Genomic DNA, 18,897 nt, shown 5'->3' on the forward strand with positions numbered 1-18,897 from the left:
GCCTTGAAATCTTGTTGTGAAATTGTTAAAAGGTTGAGCGCACATTTATTTATTTTAGCTAAACTATATATGTAGGAAATGCGCTCAAAATTGCTTATACTTTAAGCATATAACATTGTTTTACGTTTTCACGGTGTTTGGATGGATAATAGCGGGGAAACCTAAAGACCCGACTCTTTTAAATTTTCAAGGAGCAAAGAATGCTTATTCTGACTCGTCGAGTTGGTGAAACGCTCATGATAGGCGATGAGGTAACAGTTACAGTACTGGGGGTTAAAGGTAACCAAGTTCGTATTGGTGTAAATGCCCCTAAAGAAGTTTCTGTTCACCGTGAAGAAATTTATCAGCGGATTCAGGCCGAAAAATCTCAGCCAACAACTTATTGACTCTAAGTTGGCGTCCTATGTCAGAACCGGGCGCCATTTTTGAGGCATCTCATCTCTGTTAGTAGTTTGTTCTCTTTATTCTTAAATGCTTACCTATTTTCCCATCTTTTTTGTTTTTCTATTGTAAGAAAAGGCAACGTCCATAATGCTTGTGGGAAATAATGGCTTGCATATACTTCAATTGAAGGCAGATCATTTATTGCTGACAAAATGCACTTTTTGTCGTCAAACTATCCATCTTGTGCGTGAAGTATCCAAACAAACACAGGTTTAGAAAAATTGTTTGACTTATAAGTCTGGGAAAGTAATATGTGCGCCACGCAGTGACGAGGAGCTTAAATAAAAGTTCTGAGCCACAGTTCGAAAAATAGCTCGAAAGAAAGCGTACGGTGAGATGGCCGAGAGGCTGAAGGCGCTCCCCTGCTAAGGGAGTATGCGGTCAAAAGCTGCATCGAGGGTTCGAATCCCTCTCTCACCGCCATTTAAGACCACGCATCCATAGCTCAGCTGGATAGAGTACTCGGCTACGAACCGAGCGGTCGGAGGTTCGAATCCTCCTGGATGCACCATATTTAACCTTGAGATGAGATCATCTAAGGCACCATTCAGGTAATCAAAGCAACTACTGTTTTTTACCAGAGTAACAAACTGATCATGCATCCATAGCTCAGCTGGATAGAGTACTCGGCTACGAACCGAGCGGTCGGAGGTTCGAATCCTCCTGGATGCACCATATTTAACCTTAAGATGAAATCGTCTAAGGCACCATTCAGGTAATCAAAGCAACTACTGTTTTTTACCAGAGTAACAAACTGAACACGCATCCATAGCTCAGCTGGATAGAGTACTCGGCTACGAACCGAGCGGTCGGAGGTTCGAATCCTCCTGGATGCACCATATTAAGAGCCCCGCCTAAAAAGCGGGGCTTTTTCTTCATCTGTATTGCTGTAAATCAACCTGTCCCCTGTATGGCACTGAAATACTTTTGCTTATATATCTAATCAGCGACAATTTGGCTTGTTTAAGATAAAGTAAACCCTTATAAAAATTCTTCTAAAACACTACGGGAGGTCGAATTGATCCCGGACGTATCAAAGGCTCTATCATGGCTAGAGGCGCATCCGACAATTTTAAAGGGAATTAGTCGCGGTGTTGAGCGTGAAACATTGCGTGTTACTTCAGAGGGTGATTTGGCAGCGACGGAGCACCCTAAAGCACTTGGCGCAGCGCTTACGCACAAATGGATTACGACTGACTTTGCTGAATCATTGTTAGAATTCATAACACCAGTCGATGATGACATAAAATATACTATTTCATTTCTTAGCGATATTCATCGTCATACAGCGCGTGTGTTGGACAAAGAAAAAATGTGGCCTTTGAGTATGCCATGCTTTATTGATGCGGAAGAGAACATTACTCTGGCTCAGTATGGTACATCGAATATTGGTCGTTATAAGACGTTATATCGTGAAGGGCTGAAAAACCGTTATGGCGCTTTGATGCAGACCATATCTGGGGTTCATTACAATTTTTCATTGCCGATTGAGTTTTGGCAGGCATGGGCTGGCGTTGAAGATGCAGAGAGTGGTAAAGAGCAGATCTCAGATGGTTATTTCCGTTTGATCCGCAATTACTATCGTTTTGGATGGGTAATTCCCTACTTGTTTGGCGCTTCTCCAGCAATTTGTTCTTCATTCTTGCGTGGTAGAGAGACTTCTTTGCCTTTTGAGCGCATAGAAAATGGAGCTTGCTATTTGCCTTATGCTACTTCATTAAGAATGAGTGATTTGGGATACACCAATAAATCACAGCGTGATCTGAATATTACGTTTAATAACCTTCGTACCTATGTTGAAGGGCTGAAAAAAGCGATTCACAAGCCGTCTGACGAGTTTGCTAAGTTGGGCATTAAACAAGGTGACAAATATATTCAGCTCAATACAAACGTCTTACAGATTGAAAACGAGTTGTATGCGCCAATCCGGCCTAAACGTGTTGCAAAAGGGAATGAATCGCCTTCTGATGCTTTACTACGTGGAGGGGTGGAATATATCGAAGTTCGTTCATTAGATATTAATCCATTTACCGCGATTGGAGTCAATGAAACACAAATTCGCTTTCTTGACCTATTCTTAATATGGTGTGTACTTGCCGAAGCGCCGGAAATGAGTAGTGATGAGTTAGAGTGTTGCCGCAAAAACTGGAATAGAGTGATCCTTGAAGGGCGTAAACCAGGGCAAGTGATTGGCCTTGGTTGTGGCAGCGTAGAGGAACCATTAGCTAAAGTTGGCAAAGAATTATTCAATGACTTGAAACGGGTTGCTGAAATACTGGATAGTTGTTCTGGTACGCAATATCGGAAAGTTTGCGAAGAATTGATTGCTATGTTTGATGATTCATCACTGACCTTATCGGCTCGTGTGCTGGAAAGAATGAAGACTCAGGGCATTGGCGGCTTTGGGCTGGAATTGGCAGATAGATATCATCAGCAATTAGTCAATGAAAAATATGAGGTTATTAGCGACGAACAGTTCGCTATAGAACGAAGGGCCTCCGTGGAGCGACAAGACGCGTTGGAATATGGAGATACCATCAGTTTTGATGAATATCTGAAACAACAGGCAGGATGCTAGAGAAGAAAATGGCCACTAATAATAGTGGCCAAATAAAAACTTCTGGAAAAATAGGAATGGCAATAATTGCGCGTCTTTCATTCTTTACGACCGGTGGTAGATGAAAAGGTTTCATTTGCTTGTAAAAAAATCTGAATTTTTTGTGGAGATGAAGAAATGCCTTTACTAGATAGTTTTACTGTTGACCATACCCGTATGGCTGCACCAGCTGTAAGAATTGCTAAGACCATGAAAACGCCTCATGGTGACACCATCACAGTTTTTGATTTACGCTTCTGTGTGCCAAATAAAGAGGTTATGCCTGAGAAGGGTATTCATACACTTGAGCATTTGTTTGCTGGTTTTATGCGCAACCACCTCAATGGTGATGGTGTTGAAATTGTTGATATATCGCCAATGGGATGCCGAACTGGTTTTTATATGAGCCTGATTGGCGCGCCAGCAGAAATACGTGTAGCTGAAGCGTGGAAAGCAGCAATGGCCGATGTATTGAAAGTGAAAGATCAGACTCAGATCCCAGAGCTAAATATTTATCAGTGCGGTACTTATCACATGCATTCACTGATAGAGGCTCAGGATATTGCTCGCCATATTCTTGATTCAGATGTTCGTGTTAATAAGAATGATGAACTGGCATTACCAGAAGAAAAGCTGACAGAATTACATGTATAGTTCTATAACAGCAATGAAATTTCGAATTTTTTCGATGAGATATTAGCAGGAATATACCGTTGGGGCGGAGTTGTAGCATACCTCCAACGGTATGAATCAGTGTTATCATACCTGTCTCAGAAGCGGAGAAGTACGCTGAAACGAGAAGCATAATGATTAAAATGATAATTAATGTGCTTGTTGAGACATGCTCCAAAGCAAAATTCCTTCCCAATATTGATGCTGATTGGACATCATGTCATGTTTTTAATAAATCATGATTTCTTGCAATAATCGATTGCCGAAATAGGCAAGCGTCAGGGTAAATGCACCAATCAGATTAAACCAGATAACTCGTTTACCACGCCATCCATCATGGTAGTGGCCCCATAATAAAACAATGTAGACAAACCACGCGATGATAGACAGAACTGCTTTATGGATGTTTTCCTTACTGAAAATATTATCCATATAAAGGATGCCGGTACAGAGTGTCAGAGTCAGTAATATTACGCCAACCTGAGTGATATGGAACATTTTGCGTTCGATGAACATCAGTGGGGGCATATCCGGAGTAAATGTCAGCTTTTTGTTTTTAAGCTGATGATCCAGCCACCCAAGTTGTAGAGCATATAGTGCAGCGATAAGCAAAGTCGCATAGCCAAGCAGAGCCAAGCCAATATGAATAGATAATTCAAGGCTGGCTTCCAGATGAGTAATGAATTCACCGGGCATAAAGCTGGCTAATGCCAGATTTATCATGGCGAAACTATAGACAATGGGCAGTAGGAACCAGGCACGTCCACGGGAAGCGACAATTGTCATTATGATACAGATAAGTAAGCTGACAATGGAACCTAGGTTCAAGAGTGTGAGGTTTTGCCCACTGCTGACGTGAAAGATCTTGTATTTAAGTGCGATAGCATGACAGATTAAAGCGATAATCGCTGAAAGCAATGCCAGTCTGCGGTATCCATTCGGTTTTTGCAGTAAGCCGGGAATAATCAGTACCAGGCTGAGTAAATAAGCGAATAAAGCAATTATAGAGAATACTGGCATAGCGTTAGTCGTTTTAGCGATAATTTTAGGTGAATTAAAACTTAAGTATAACGCCAGCAAGGATAGCCTCCAACCGTTGTTAATCATCCGTGTGAATCTCTGTGCAGAGATCCCTTTATCATCGTGTTATAATTTTCAAAATACGCTTACAGGTAGCCCATTTTTAAAAATTGAGCAGAGACAATGTTTGATAATTTAACCGACAGACTATCGCGCACATTGCGCAATATCAGTGGCCGTGGGCGACTGACTGAAGACAATATTAAAGAGACACTGCGCGAAGTTCGCATGGCTTTACTTGAGGCTGATGTTGCATTGCCTGTAGTGCGTGACTTTATTTCGTGTGTTAAGGAGAGCGCGGTAGGCCACGAAGTTAACAAAAGCCTTACTCCCGGACAGGAATTTGTCAAAATTGTTCAGAATGAACTGGTTAAGGCGATGGGAGAAGTTAACAGTGAACTGAATCTCTCTACCCAACCTCCGGCTGTCGTATTGATGGCCGGTTTGCAAGGTGCAGGTAAAACGACCAGCGTTGCTAAGCTGGGTAATTTTCTGAAAGGAAAACAAAAGAAAAAAGTTTTAGTGGTATCTGCTGACGTCTATCGTCCGGCCGCGATCAAACAGCTTGAAACGTTGGCGCAGGCAGTCGGTATTGATTTCTACCCTTCTGATGCTCAGGAAAAACCGGTCGATATCGTGACGAAAGCTGTACAGCATGCCAAGTTGAAATTCTATGATGTGCTGTTGGTGGATACTGCTGGTCGTCTGCATGTTGACGAAGCCATGATGGATGAAATCAAACAGGTTCATGAAGCCATTAATCCAGTGGAAACCCTGTTTGTTGTTGATGCCATGACGGGCCAGGATGCCGCGAATACTGCAAAAGCTTTCAATGAAGCATTGCCGCTGACGGGAGTGGTGTTGACTAAAGTTGATGGTGATGCTCGTGGCGGCGCTGCCCTGTCTATTCGCCATATCACGGGTAAGCCAATCAAATTCCTGGGTGTTGGTGAAAAAACTGATGCACTGGAGCCTTTCCACCCGGATCGTATTGCCTCTCGAATTCTTGGGATGGGAGATGTTCTTTCCCTGATTGAAGAAATTGAAAGTAAAGTCGATCGTACCCAAGCGGAAAAGCTAGCTTCTAAACTAAAAAAAGGTGATGGTTTCGATTTAAATGACTTTCTGGACCAGCTTAAGCAGATGCGCAATATGGGGGGTATGGCGAGCATGTTAAGCAAAATGCCGGGAATGTCTCAGGTGCCTGATGCAGTCAAATCTCAGATGGATGATAAAGTGCTGGTGAAAATGGAAGCTATTATAAATTCCATGACGCGTAAAGAGCGAGAAAAGCCGGAAATTATCAAAGGTTCTCGTAAACGCCGTATTGCCAGTGGTTCCGGTACTCTGGTTCAGGATGTTAACCGCCTGCTTAAACAATTCGATGAAATGCAGCGCATGATGAAAAAAATGAAGAAAGGTGGTCTGGCAAAAATGATGCGAGGCATGAAAGGCATGATGCCACCCGGATTTATGGGCCGTTAATTGATAAAGTCTCGAAGAATATCCACTTTGGATTGCTTTTTGCGCCAAAGTGAGTAAACTTTTCGGGCTTTTTATCTGACAGCCGGACTTCATTCCTCGATGGAGTTTGGTTGTTTTGTTAACTAATGAGGATGTTATGGTAACAATTCGTTTAGCTCGTGGCGGCGCAAAAAAGCGTCCGTTTTATCAAGTAGTAGTGACCGATAGCCGCAACCCGCGTGATGGTCGCTTTATTGAACGCGTTGGCTTCTTCAACCCTATCGCAACAGGGAAAGCAGAAGCACTGCGTTTAGATCTGGACCGCATTGAACATTGGGTGGGTCTGGGTGCAACTGTGTCTGATCGTGTTTCTTCACTGATCAAAGACGCTAAAAAAGCAGCTTAATCTGTCGCGGTGGTAACTATGAGCAAGCAAACCAGCCTTGAACTTCCTGTGAGTCCGATCGTATTGGGAAAACTGGGTTCAACTTATGGTATTCGTGGTTGGCTCAGAGTTTTTTCTTCCACCGAACATGCCGAAGACATTTTTGAGTATCAACCGTGGTTTATCCAACGGGCAGGTCGGTGGCAACATATCGAACTGGAAGCCTGGAAACACCACAATCAGGATATGATCGTCAAAATTAAAGGTATTGATGATCGGGATGCTGCGAATTTACTGATTAATTGCGAAATTACCGTAGATTCAGCACAACTACCGGAACTGGATGCGGGTGATTACTACTGGAAAGACCTGATGGGTTGCCAGGTAGTAAGCACAACAGGTTATAGCCTGGGTACTGTCAATGACATGATGGAAACCGGTTCTAATGATGTAATGGTAGTTAAAGCAAACCTGAAAGATGCATTCGGTGTCAAGGAACGGCTGATTCCGTTTCTTGATGGGCAGGTTATCAAGAAAGTCGATCTTGCTACTAAAACTATTGAAGTAGATTGGGATCCTGGTTTTTAAACTCCGGTTATAAACGGTTTAAATGAGTGGGACGCTGTAATGTGGATTGGGGTTATTAGCCTGTTTCCTGAAATGTTCCGCGCAATAACCGATTATGGGGTAACTGGCCGGGCAGTAAAGAATGGCCTGTTAAGTATTGAATGCTGGAATCCACGGGATTTTACCTACGACCGGCATCGTACTGTTGACGATCGGCCTTACGGCGGTGGTCCAGGCATGTTGATGATGGTTCAGCCTTTACGGGAAGCTATTCATGCAGCAAAAACTGCGGCAGGCGAAAGTGCAAAGGTGATTTATCTTTCACCTCAGGGGCGCAAACTCAATCAACAAGGCGTTTGTGAGCTGGCAACAAATGAGAAACTGATTCTGATTTGTGGCCGCTATGAAGGGATAGATGAGCGGGTTATTCAAACTGAGATTGACGAAGAATGGTCTATCGGTGATTACGTGCTCAGTGGTGGTGAAATTCCTGCAATGACCATGATTGACTCTGTTTCCCGGTTCATTCCGGGAGTTTTGGGGCATCAGGCATCAGCTGAGGAAGACTCTTTTGCTGATGGATTGTTGGATTGTCCGCACTATACCCGCCCAGAGGTATTAGATGGCATGGAAGTTCCACCCGTTCTGTTATCGGGGAATCATGCTGAAATTAATCGCTGGCGTATGAAACAATCGCTTGGCCGGACCTGGCTTAGAAGACCTGAACTTCTGGAAAACCTAGCTCTGACTGACGAGCAAAGGATATTGCTGACAGAGTTCCAACGGGAACATCTAACTGAAGCAACGAATTAATCCAGACATATTCCTTGAAGGGAATGAATGTCTTTGATATATCAGTTTACCTAGGGTAAGAGAATTATTATGAGCAACATTATTAAACAACTTGAACAAGAGCAGATGAAGCAAGACGTACCTTCATTCCGTCCGGGTGACACCGTGGAAGTTAAGGTATGGGTCGTAGAAGGTTCTAAGAAACGTCTGCAGGCATTCGAGGGCGTGGTTATCGCTATCCGTAACCGCGGTCTGCACTCTGCATTCACTGTTCGCAAGATTTCTAACGGCGAAGGTGTTGAGCGTGTATTCCAAACTCACTCCCCAGTTGTAGACAGCATTAGCGTTAAACGTCGTGGTGCTGTTCGTAGAGCTAAATTGTACTATCTGCGTGAGCGTTCTGGTAAAGCTGCTCGTATTAAAGAGCGTCTGAACAGCAAATAATACGCTTTCGTTACATCCGAAAGTTATCGTTGAAGAGGCCAGCAATTGCTGGCCTCTTTTTTTATATTTTTAACAATTCCTGCGGAAGTATTATGCAATAGTATTGTTCCGTTAGGGCGAATGATTTTTGGGCGTGAAGATAGAACTCATTTATTGGGAATAGTGAGTTTGAAATAACTTAATATTTTATTAATATGGTTAATTAATTTTATATAAATAAATTAAGATAATTTAATTGAAATATAAAATATTATTGTTAATGTTATTTGTTTTTACTTGGTGATTTTAAATATAAATATACGGTAGATTCACATAATAATAAAACATTAATTCTTGTGTTTTAATATTAATCTTTATTTAAAATAAATAATTATTTCTAATGTGTTTTTGTTTGGGATAATTTTAATATTATTAGTAACTATACGGATGTATTTATAATTTGGATTAATGGTTCATTTTTGTAAATAAAAATTTACACTATTTATATTTTATTTACACATTTGGATTGTATTCTTTACGATGCGTGATATGTTATTGGTCAAATACATAAAAATAAATTAACACAGAATGACAATTTGAGGAGACAGCCGAAATGTTCATACAAAAAGATGTACTTAATAACGTTCACATAAGTGGTGAACAAATTCTTATAACTCCGGCAGAACTAAAACAACAATATCCACTCAGTGGTAATGATCTGCATGCTATTGCAAATGCACGTAAAATAATTGCTGATATTATTCAGCGTCGTGATCCCCGTTTGCTGGTCGTATGTGGCCCTTGCTCTATTCATGACGTGGATGCAGCTCTGGATTATGCTCATCGTTTGGCGGTACTTTCTTCTGAATTAAATGACAGTCTGTACATCGTAATGCGTGTCTATTTTGAAAAACCGCGTACAACAGTGGGTTGGAAAGGTCTTATTAATGATCCGTTCATGGATGGTTCATTTGATGTGGAAGCTGGTTTGCATATTGCCCGTCGTTTACTAATTAGCTTGGTTAAAATGGGATTACCACTTGCAACAGAGGCTTTAGATCCGAATAGTCCACAGTATTTAGGAGATTTGTTTAGTTGGTCGGCAATTGGTGCAAGAACGACAGAATCTCAGACGCACCGGGAAATGGCTTCAGGTCTGTCTATGCCGGTTGGTTTCAAAAATGGGACTGATGGTAGCCTAAGTACGGCAATTAATGCGATGCGTGCAGCCGCTATGCCACATCGTTTTATGGGAATAAATCAGTCAGGGCAGGTATGTTTGTTACAAACACAAGGGAATCCGAATGGACATATTATTTTACGTGGGGGTAAAACACCTAATTACAGCGCCGAACATGTAATGGAATGTGAACAGCAGATGATGAAGTCTAGATTATTGCCTTCCTTGATGATTGATTGCAGCCATGGTAACTCTAATAAAGACTTTCGTCGCCAAAGCGAGGTTGTAGATTCTGTAGCAGAGCAGATTATTTCGGGTAACCAATCTATCACTGGGATTATGTTGGAGAGCCATATTAATGAAGGTAACCAATCTTCTGAGCAACCTCGTAGTGAAATGAAATATGGTGTTTCAGTGACTGATGCTTGTATTAGTTGGCAGACTACAGAAGCGGTTCTGAGAAAATTGCATCAGCAAATCAGTCCGCAATTGTCGCAAAGAATTACGATATTGAAAAAAGCAGGATAATAAGTATGGTGGCTGAATTATCTCAATTGCGGGACAAGATTGATGAAATGGATAAAGCTTTGCTGGATTTACTGGCAAAGAGGTTGGAATTAGTTGCAGAGGTCGGTGAGGTAAAAAGCCAAAATGGGTTGCCAATTTATGCGCCTGACAGAGAAACTGCGATGCTTGCTTCACGTCGGCAGGAGGCTGAAGATTTTGGTGTTCCACCGGATTTAATTGAAGATATTCTGCGTCGTATTATGCGGGAGTCTTATACCAGCGAGAATGACAAAGGGTTTAAAACTCTTTGCCCACAATTGGGGTCGATAGTTATTGTTGGTGGCTTGGGTAAAATGGGGAGACTGTTTGGTCGCCTGTTAACTTTGTCTGGTTATGAAGTTAAAAATCTGGAATCACAAGATTGGCCTGACGCAGAGCAGATTTTGACTGGTGCGGGTATGGTCATTATCAGTGTACCTATTCATCTGACAGAAGAGGTTATTCGCCGCTTACCTCCATTACCTGATCATTGTATTTTGGTGGATTTGGCATCTATCAAACAGAAACCATTACAGGCTATGCTTGATGTGCACAAAGGACCAGTACTGGGGCTACACCCTATGTTTGGGCCGGATGTAGGCAGCTTAGCAAAACAGGTTGTTGTTTACTGTGACGGACGCCAGGAGGAAGCTTATCAGTGGTTTTTGGAACAGCTGCTGATTTGGGGGGCTTGCCTGCATCAGATGGATGCTGAACAGCATGATAAAAATATGAGTTTTATCCAAGCGTTACGCCACTTCACGACGTTCGCTTATGGGCAACATCTCACACAGGAAAATACTGATTTACAACAATTATTATCAATATCCTCACCAATTTACCGTTTGGAACTGATTATGGTAGGGCGATTGTTTGCGCAAGATCCTCAGCTTTACGCTGATATTATTATGTCATCGCCAGAGAATATTGATCTTATACGTCGTTATCACCAAAGTTTTGGACAAGCGCTTGAGTTACTGGAAAACCAGGATAAACAGGCTTTTATCAGCAGTTTTAAAGATGTTAGTAAATGGTTTGGTGATTATGCGCTTCACTTCATGAAAGAGAGCAGAGTATTGCTTCAACAAGCGAATGATAATCGTCAATAATTAAAAAGAACCGGATATCGAAATATCCGGTTCTTTTTAATCAGGATGGACTGACAGGAACTACACTTTCTGTTGGGTAACATCCCAATACTTTTAATGAATGAGTAATTTCCGCTAATGCTTTAAGGGCATGTTGCATATTGATTGAACGAATATTAGCCTGAACATCAATATAAAACATCTCTTCCCACGGATTTCCGCTAATCGGGCGAGATTCCAGTTTACTTATAATGATATTATGCTCTTTTAGCACCATAAGTGCATCTACTAACGCTCCCGCTTGTTGCCCAGTAGCCATAATAAATGTTGTTTTGGATGGGACCTGTTCTGAAACCTCGATAGGTTGACGGGCAACGATAATAAAACGGGTAATATTATGTGATTGATTTGCCAGATTTTGTTCCAGAACCTGTAACTGATAAAGCGCACCACCAGCTTCACTGCCTAAAGCTGCAATTTCTGGTGAATTCTGTTCAGCGACTTTCTGCATAGCTGCGGCGGTGCTTTCGCAATATTTAATTTTCCAGTGCGAGAATTGATTAATATATTGGCTGCATTGTTGGAATGGTTGAGGGTGACTGTAAACCGTTTTTATCTGTGATAATTCTGTATTTCTTGCAACTAGCAGGCAATGGTTAATGGGAATCGTTATTTCTCCTACAATTGACAAACTGGTATGTTGCAATAAGTCATAAACATCATTGATAGAGCCAGAACTGGTGTTCTCAATTGGTAATATTCCGTAATCAGCCTGTCCGGTTTCAACCAAGGGGAAGATATCCTGGAACTTATGGCAACTGCATTCAATCAATTGATCAAAATGACGTGCTGCATATTGGCGGGCTGCGATATGAGAGTAGGAACCACGAGGACCAAGGAACGCAATACGAGCTGAATCGTAAGGTGTTTGATTGAGGTGCTGCTGTAATAATGCTTGCTGAGTGAGGACAGAATCTTCGATGATCGTTTGAAACAGACGGGTGATATAGAAGCCATCAAGCCCATGGTTTTTCCCTTTTTTAATTAGAACATCTAATAGTTCCCGTTCACGATCTTTGTCTCTGATGGGACGATTATTCTGTAACTTAGTTTGTGCGATATCAGAGGCTAATTGGCGTCGTTCTGCCAGTAAAATCAGTAACTTTAAATCAAGTTCGCTGACTTTTTTCCGTATTTTCAGCAAATTGTTTTGATCCATAATGAGTTCCTAATTAGTTATTCATATTCTGACAATAATATGTTTGCAGTGGACAGAAAAAAGCCTCCCAATTGGGAGGCTTGCTGTTCGTCTTCTGGTTCTTTCTTCAAGGACGAAAGCCTCCCCTTAGGGGAAGGTAAAAAAGAAGGAGAAGAAAAACAGGTTTGTATTCATCATATTCATAGCCCGTATAAACAATGTACCCTAATTAACCTTATGTTGTTGTTTCTGTCAATAAAAAAACGCGCCCAAATCGGACGCGTTAGAGACAAGCCATAGTTATTTTATTGTTGTGTTTCTGGATCAAGATTTGATTCTTTTACACTGTTATAAGTACGGCGTGCTTCTCCTTTATGTTGTACTTTATTCAATTGACGTTCCAGTTTTGCTAACAATTCATTGATGGCAACATACATATCTTCATGCTTTGCACCCGCAACTAGCGTACCATTTGGTATACTTATGGTTGCATCAGCCATAAAAACCTGAGGGCCTTTTGATAGAATAATATGAGGATTTATCAGGTTTACTTGCCATTTATTTAGTTTACTCAGACGGTTTTCTACGTGGTTGCGAATTGCCGGGGTAATCTCCATTTGTTTGCTGGTAATGTTCACTATCATATAGTTACCTCTCATTATTGATTATCCACCTTCAATAATTTCAGCATACATTTCTTTTTTATGGAGAATGTGATCTAAATCACCTTATATTGGATGTGTGGCAACTAGTTGAAATAATTGTGATTAGCGATAAAAATACGAAGAATATCTATTGCGGAATGAAAGTTTATGAGACATTATCGATAAGTTGAGTCTTTATTAACCCTCTTGATAAACAGCCCTTTTTTGTGTTCTATTAAGTAAAAAATAAAGCAGCCGGAACTGCTGCTTTATTTTGTCTGTTTCTTTATACTGGATTAGCAGCAATGAGTTTTGCTACTTTATCTGCCTGTCCCGTTAAACCCAAACGCGCATAAGCCTTTTCCATATAAGGTAGTGCCTTCAGGGTTGACTGTGTGTCAGGATAATCTTGCAGCATTTGTTCCGCTCGATTTACCACCGCAACATAAGCGCCGCGTTTGTTATAATATTCCACAACAGAAAGTTCATATTTCGCCAAGCGCTCTTTGATGGACACTAAACGTTTACTGGCATCGGCAGCATATAGACTGTTAGGATAATAACGTACTAATTGGCTAAAATCCCTGAATGATGCCCTAGAATGTTCAGGGTCACGATCTGAGTGGTCAATGCCGAAGAAACTTTGCAGGGGGCTGTTATCCAATGTTTGTGAGGTTAATCCGCGCATGTACAGAACATAATCAATGTTGGGGTGAGTTGGGTTTAGGCGCATAAAGCGGTCAATGGAAGCTAATGCCATTGCCAAATCAGAGGATTTATAATAAGCATAAATCAGATCAAGTTGTACTTGCTGTGAATAAGGGCCGAATGGATAGCGGTTATCGAGGGTTTCCAATTGCGAGATCGCAGGTTTATAGTCACCGTTTTGCAGCTTTTCCTGACTAGCGGAGTAAATTTCTGAAGGTGGGCTGTCTGGGACAGCATTTTTACTACCAGAGCACCCGGCAAGTACCAGGCTCAATGTGGCTGCTGCCACCAGATGTTTTATGCGTATCATCACGTGTTGATTATCCTCTGAGTGTTTTTCTGGGAGACTATCCATGAAGCTCCCGGCAAAAGATCGAGCTACAATAGCACACTATATTAAATTAAACGGCTTTGCCGTCAAAACTCAACGTAAGTGTAGAAACAATATATGGCACAACAAATACGACTTAATACAACAGTCGCCGATTCTCAGCTCGGTCAACGTTTAGATCAGGCTTTGGCCGAATTGTTCCCTGATTATTCAAGATCACGCATAAAAGATTGGATCTTGGATGACAGAGTTCAGGTTAATGGCAAATTAATCAATAAGCCAAAAGAAAAAATGCTTGGAGGTGAAGAAATCTCAATTGATGCCATCATTGAGGAAGACGCACGTTGGGAACCTCAGAATATTCCGTTAGATATTGTCTATGAAGATGATGATATTCTGGTAATAAATAAGCCACGTGATTTGGTTGTTCATCCAGGTGCGGGAAATCCAGACGGTACGGTATTAAATGCTCTGTTATATCGTTACCCTGAAATAGCCGATGTTCCTCGGGCGGGCATTGTTCACCGCCTTGATAAAGATACGACAGGGCTTATGGTCATTGCTAAAACTGTTCCTGCTCAAACCCGTTTAGTGGAATCACTCCAACTGCGCGAAATTACCCGCGAGTATGAGGCTGTAGCGACTGGTCGTATGACTGCTGGTGGAATAGTTAAAGAGCCTATCTCACGTCACCCGACAAAACGCACACATATGGCCGTACATCCGATGGGAAAACCTGCGATTACCCGCTATCGGGTGATGGAGCATTTCAGGGCGCATACCCGTTTGCGTTTGCGGTTGGAAACAGGTAGAACGCATCAGATACGTGTCCACATGGCCCATATTAGTCACTCGTTGGTGGGAGATCCTCTGTATGGTGGTCGCCCTCGTCCTTTGAAAGGCGCTTCCGATGAATTCCGCGATGTGATGCGCAACTTTGATCGTCAGGCATTGCATGCCACAATGCTACGTCTTTATCATCCGATTACCGGAATTGAAATGGAATGGCATGCTAACTTACCTGAAGATATGGTTATTCTGATTAATGCATTAAAAGCAGATGCAGAAGCATTTAAAGACGAAATGGATTGGTAAATGACACCGCTTATTTTTCCAAACTGGCCACAACCGCCGACAATAAAAGCCTGTAGCTCCACCCGCTTGGGAGGAATCAGTTTGTCACCTTATGATAGTCTGAATCTTGGTAAGCATGTTGGCGATGAGCCTGATGTGGTTGAAAAAAACAGGCATATTCTGGCTAAAGTGGCAGAATTGCCTCAACAGCCGGCCTGGTTAGAACAGGTTCATGGCACTCGTGTTGTAAGGCTTGATGGTCAGCCAGTGGAAGATAATAAAGCTGATGCTGTTTACACCAACATTCCCGGGCAGGTTTGCGCTGTGATGACAGCAGATTGCCTGCCAGTACTGTTTTGTAGTTCTGCTGGTGATGAGGTTGCAGCCGCTCATGCTGGTTGGCGTGGTCTATGCGCTGGAGTGTTGGAAAATACGGTTGCTCAATTTAAAACTAAGCCTGATCAGATTCAAGCCTGGTTGGGGCCGGCAATTGGCGCGAAAGTATTTGAAGTTGGCAGGAAAGTTATGGAAGCGTTCATTGTACAGAATTCTGATCTAAGTAAAGCTTTTGTACCTTTTGGTGAGAAATATTTAGCGGATATATATTTGCTGGCAAAATTAAAATTGCAATCTGTTGGTGTAAAAGCGATTTTTGGCGGAATTGAGTGTACTGTCAGTAATGAAGAGAAATTTTTCTCTTATCGTCGTGATGGGATCACTGGACGTATGGCAACTTTAATCTGGCTGATATAACCTATCCCATAGGGCGATCCACTGGCGCATAAGAAAATGCCTCATAATTTGCTTTTCAGAATCACCTTGAATATTTGAGGAATGGCCTCATTTAATCTCCAGTAGCAAAATTCTGAAATCAGTATTGGAGGTGTTATGCGTCTGGATCGTCTTACTAATAAATTCCAGCTTGCTCTCGCTGACGCCCAGTCCTTTGCGCTGGGACATGATAATCAATTCATCGAACCAATTCACTTGATGGGCTCACTGTTAAAACAAGAAGGTGGCTCTGTTCGTCCGTTATTAACATTAGCTGGAATCGATGCAGGCCGTTTCAGCAATCAGCTTGAGCAGGCTTTAGAACGTTTGCCGCGGGTACAGGGTGTTGGTGGTGATGTGCAACCATCTAATGACTTAATTCGTCATTTAAATTTGTGCGACAAACTAGCACAAAAAGCGGGGGATAATTTTATTTCCTCAGAATTATTTGTTCTGGCAGCGCTGGAAGAGCGTGGCACATTGAGTGACATATTGAAAACTGTCGGAGCAACAAAAGAAAAAATCACTAAGGCAATAGAACAAATGCGTGGTGGTGAGAAAATTAATGACCAAGGCGCGGAAGATCAACGTCAAGCTCTTAAGAAATATACTATTGATCTGACCGAACGTGCTGAACAAGGCAAACTTGATCCTGTGATTGGCCGTGATGAAGAAATTCGCCGCACTATTCAAGTATTGCAACGCCGTACCAAAAATAATCCTGTCTTGATTGGTGAACCTGGAGTCGGTAAAACGGCCATTGTCGAAGGGCTTGCTCAACGAATTATTAATGGAGAAGTCCCTGAAGGACTGAAAAATAAGCGGGTTCTTTCTCTGGATATGGGGGCATTGTTAGCAGGAGCTAAATATCGTGGTGAGTTCGAAGAGCGATTGAAAGGTGTGCTGAATGATCTTTCTAAACAGGAAGGCAGTATCATTCTGTTTATTGACGAATTGCACACTATGGTTGGTGCAGGTAAAGCTGAGGGGGCAATGGATGCCGGTAACATGCTGAAACCTGCTTTAGCCCGCGGTGAACTTCACTGTGTAGGCGCAACTACATTGGATGAATATCGCCAATATATTGAAAAAGATGCGGCACTCGAACGTCGTTTTCAAAAAGTCTACGTTGCAGAACCTTCAGTAGAAGATACCATCGCTATTTTGCGTGGTCTGAAAGAGCGTTATGAGCTACATCATCATGTACAGATTACAGACCCTGCGATTGTCGCGGCAGCAACTTTATCTCATCGTTATATCTCAGATCGTATGTTGCCGGACAAAGCTATCGACTTGATTGATGAAGCTGGTGCCAGTCTACGTATGCAAATGGACTCAAAACCTGAAACGCTGGACCGTCTGGAACGTCGGGTTATTCAATTAAAGCTGGAACAGCAGGCATTGAGAAAAGAATCTGATGATGCCAGTAAAAAACGGCTTGAAATGCTCAATGAAGAGTTGATTGAGAAAGAACGTGAATATTCTGAACTAGAAGAAGAATGGAAAGCTGAGAAAGCTGAGCTTACTGGTACTCAGAATATAAAAGCAGAACTGGAAAATGCCCGTATCAGTCTGGAACAAGCTCGCCGTAGTGGTGATTTAGCGAAGATGTCTGAAATTCAGTATGGGAAAATACCAGGGCTGGAGAAACAGCTTGCCGCAGCTACACAAGCTGAAGGTAAACTTGTGAAATTGCTCCGTAACAAAGTGACCGATGCGGAAATTGCTGAAATTCTTGCTCGTTGGACGGGTATTCCGGTTTCTAGAATGCTTGAGAGTGAAAAAGATAAGCTGCTGCGTATGGAACAAGAGTTGCACAAACGAGTTATTGGTCAGGATGAGGCGGTAGATGCGGTATCCAATGCGATTCGCCGCAATCGGGCTGGATTATCTGATCCAAATCGTCCGATTGGTTCATTCTTGTTCCTTGGCCCAACCGGAGTGGGTAAAACTGAGTTATGCAAAGCTTTGGCTAATTTCCTGTTTGACAGCGATGATGCAATGGTGCGTATCGATATGTCTGAATTTATGGAAAAGCATGCAGTATCACGGCTGGTGGGTGCTCCCCCAGGATATGTCGGTTACGAAGAAGGCGGTTATTTGACAGAGGCTGTTCGCCGCCGGCCTTACTCTGTTATTTTGCTTGATGAGGTGGAAAAAGCGCATTCGGATGTTTTTAACATTTTGTTGCAAGTGCTGGATGATGGTCGATTGACTGATGGACAAGGTCGTACTGTCGATTTCCGTAACACGGTTGTGATCATGACTTCTAACCTGGGTTCAGACATGATTCAAGAGCGTTTTGGTAACCTAAATTATGGTGAAATGAAAGATATGGTGATGGAAACTGTTAGCCATCATTTCAGACCAGAATTTATTAACCGTATTGATGAGGTTGTTGTGTTCCATCCATTAGGACGTCGGCATTTGTCAGCAATTGCAGATATTCAACTGCAACGTTTGTACAAACGTCTGGAAGAGCGTGGCTATCAGGTTACTATTACTCAGCAAGCGTTGGAAATGCTAGGAGAGGCTGGGTTCGATCCTGTGTATGGCGCACGACCATTGAAACGAGCTATCCAGCAGGAAATCGAAAACCCATTAGCTCAGAAGATACTTTCTGGTCAGTTATTACCAGGAAAACCAGTTACTCTGGATGTGGAAAATAGTCATATAGTGGTAAAACAATAACTTTATACTTAACTGAAGATAATAAAGAGGTAGGGAACTGCCTCTTTTTTTACCATTTTGTGCAAGGAATCGCAATTCAGCACTGTTTTTGCTTGATTAATGAGCGGTCGGATTTTTTTTGTAATTAAACGCTTGCCAGCGGCGAAGAACACCCTATAATGCGCCACCACTGACCGACACAACGCTGACAAAGCGTGTGAGGCCAGGCAGAGCAAAGCAAATAAGCGCTTGACTCTGCGGGCG

At 42.2% G+C, this 18,897-nt stretch carries 17 protein-coding genes, 4 tRNA genes and 1 other annotated feature; of the genes, 17 read left to right on the forward strand and 4 right to left on the reverse strand.

Translation table 11 applies throughout. The features are described from left to right. Positions 1–200 precede the first annotated feature (200 nt). From csrA to luxS, 7 genes are all read left to right on the forward strand, one after another. Positions 201–386 (forward strand): carbon storage regulator CsrA, encoded by a 186-nt coding sequence (csrA, locus tag ABR397_RS11725; protein WP_002209449.1) that lies wholly within the window; start codon positions 201–203, stop codon positions 384–386. A 388-nt stretch (positions 387–774) separates the two neighbouring features. Further along, positions 775–867: transfer RNA gene (locus ABR397_RS11730), tRNA-Ser, on the forward strand. 11 nt (positions 868–878) lie between these two features. After that, positions 879–955: transfer RNA gene (locus ABR397_RS11735), tRNA-Arg, on the forward strand. Positions 956–1,042: 87 nt separating this feature from the next. Further along, positions 1,043–1,119, forward strand: a tRNA-Arg gene (locus ABR397_RS11740). An 87-nt stretch (positions 1,120–1,206) separates the two neighbouring features. After that, a tRNA-Arg gene (locus tag ABR397_RS11745) sits at positions 1,207–1,283 on the forward strand. A 179-nt stretch (positions 1,284–1,462) separates the two neighbouring features. After that, positions 1,463–3,022 carry a glutamate--cysteine ligase gene (gene gshA / locus ABR397_RS11750; RefSeq protein WP_350305900.1) on the forward strand — a complete coding sequence of 520 codons (1,560 nt, stop codon included), beginning with the start codon at positions 1,463–1,465 and terminating at the stop codon, positions 3,020–3,022. A gap of 156 nt (positions 3,023–3,178) precedes the next feature. Continuing rightward, on the forward strand, positions 3,179–3,694 hold the full coding sequence (gene luxS, locus ABR397_RS11755; RefSeq protein ID WP_350305901.1) for an S-ribosylhomocysteine lyase: 516 nt from the start codon (positions 3,179–3,181) through the stop codon (positions 3,692–3,694). Positions 3,695–3,940: 246 nt separating this feature from the next. On the opposite strand, the gene ABR397_RS11760 is transcribed toward luxS, so the two are convergent. After that, entirely contained in the window at positions 3,941–4,732 is a 792-nt protein-coding gene (locus ABR397_RS11760) for a cytochrome C assembly family protein (RefSeq protein WP_350305913.1), read from the reverse strand. Positions 4,733–4,915: 183 nt separating this feature from the next. Between ABR397_RS11760 and ffh the strand changes: the two genes are divergently transcribed. The 7 genes from ffh to tyrA all read left to right on the forward strand — a co-directional run bounded on the left by ffh (position 4,916) and on the right by tyrA (position 11,258). Further along, the gene (gene ffh / locus ABR397_RS11765) at positions 4,916–6,277 is read left to right on the forward strand and encodes a signal recognition particle protein (RefSeq protein ID WP_350305902.1); all 1,362 of its coding nucleotides are present in this window, start codon (positions 4,916–4,918) and stop codon (positions 6,275–6,277) included. 136 nt (positions 6,278–6,413) lie between these two features. After that, positions 6,414–6,662: a 30S ribosomal protein S16 gene (gene rpsP, locus ABR397_RS11770; protein WP_036850135.1), complete on the forward strand. Its 249-nt coding sequence runs from the start codon at positions 6,414–6,416 to the stop codon at positions 6,660–6,662. 18 nt (positions 6,663–6,680) lie between these two features. After that, positions 6,681–7,229, forward strand: a complete 549-nt coding sequence (gene rimM, locus ABR397_RS11775; RefSeq protein WP_046973685.1) for a ribosome maturation factor RimM — start codon at positions 6,681–6,683, stop codon at positions 7,227–7,229. A 39-nt stretch (positions 7,230–7,268) separates the two neighbouring features. Then, the gene (trmD, locus tag ABR397_RS11780; RefSeq protein WP_350305903.1) at positions 7,269–8,021 is read left to right on the forward strand and encodes a tRNA (guanosine(37)-N1)-methyltransferase TrmD; all 753 of its coding nucleotides are present in this window, start codon (positions 7,269–7,271) and stop codon (positions 8,019–8,021) included. A gap of 69 nt (positions 8,022–8,090) precedes the next feature. After that, entirely contained in the window at positions 8,091–8,444 is a 354-nt protein-coding gene (rplS, locus tag ABR397_RS11785; protein WP_021325982.1) for a 50S ribosomal protein L19, read from the forward strand. A 592-nt stretch (positions 8,445–9,036) separates the two neighbouring features. Then, on the forward strand, positions 9,037–10,131 hold the full coding sequence (locus tag ABR397_RS11790; RefSeq protein WP_350305904.1) for a 3-deoxy-7-phosphoheptulonate synthase: 1,095 nt from the start codon (positions 9,037–9,039) through the stop codon (positions 10,129–10,131). Between the two features lie 5 nt (positions 10,132–10,136). Beyond that, the gene (gene tyrA / locus ABR397_RS11795) at positions 10,137–11,258 is read left to right on the forward strand and encodes a bifunctional chorismate mutase/prephenate dehydrogenase (RefSeq protein ID WP_350305905.1); all 1,122 of its coding nucleotides are present in this window, start codon (positions 10,137–10,139) and stop codon (positions 11,256–11,258) included. A 40-nt stretch (positions 11,259–11,298) separates the two neighbouring features. Here the strand turns inward: tyrA and pheA are convergent, their stop codons facing one another. The 3 genes from pheA to bamD form a co-directional block, all read right to left on the reverse strand. After that, positions 11,299–12,456 carry a bifunctional chorismate mutase/prephenate dehydratase gene (gene pheA, locus ABR397_RS11800; RefSeq protein WP_350305906.1) on the reverse strand — a complete coding sequence of 386 codons (1,158 nt, stop codon included), beginning with the start codon at positions 12,454–12,456 and terminating at the stop codon, positions 11,299–11,301. A 54-nt stretch (positions 12,457–12,510) separates the two neighbouring features. Further along, positions 12,511–12,631, reverse strand: a sequence feature (Phe leader region). Between the two features lie 109 nt (positions 12,632–12,740). After that, entirely contained in the window at positions 12,741–13,079 is a 339-nt protein-coding gene (gene raiA, locus ABR397_RS11805) for a ribosome-associated translation inhibitor RaiA (RefSeq protein WP_031281420.1), read from the reverse strand. Positions 13,080–13,365: 286 nt separating this feature from the next. Further along, a complete protein-coding gene (gene bamD / locus ABR397_RS11810) occupies positions 13,366–14,097 on the reverse strand; it encodes an outer membrane protein assembly factor BamD (RefSeq protein ID WP_350305914.1) in 732 nt (243 codons plus the stop codon). Between the two features lie 138 nt (positions 14,098–14,235). On the opposite strand from bamD, the gene rluD reads away from it, so the two are divergent. The 3 genes from rluD (at position 14,236) to clpB (ending at position 18,654) form a co-directional block, all read left to right on the forward strand. Next, positions 14,236–15,213 carry a 23S rRNA pseudouridine(1911/1915/1917) synthase RluD gene (gene rluD, locus ABR397_RS11815; RefSeq protein ID WP_350305907.1) on the forward strand — a complete coding sequence of 326 codons (978 nt, stop codon included), beginning with the start codon at positions 14,236–14,238 and terminating at the stop codon, positions 15,211–15,213. Next, positions 15,214–15,945 carry a purine nucleoside phosphorylase YfiH gene (gene yfiH, locus ABR397_RS11820; RefSeq protein WP_350305908.1) on the forward strand — a complete coding sequence of 244 codons (732 nt, stop codon included), beginning with the start codon at positions 15,214–15,216 and terminating at the stop codon, positions 15,943–15,945. Positions 15,946–16,080: 135 nt separating this feature from the next. After that, complete coding sequence (gene clpB / locus ABR397_RS11825; RefSeq protein ID WP_350305909.1) at positions 16,081–18,654, forward strand: ATP-dependent chaperone ClpB; 2,574 nt, start codon at positions 16,081–16,083, stop codon at positions 18,652–18,654. Positions 18,655–18,897 lie beyond the last annotated feature (243 nt).

The organism is Photorhabdus viridis, from assembly GCF_040256935.1.
Classification (GTDB): Bacteria; Pseudomonadota; Gammaproteobacteria; order Enterobacterales; family Enterobacteriaceae; genus Photorhabdus; species Photorhabdus viridis.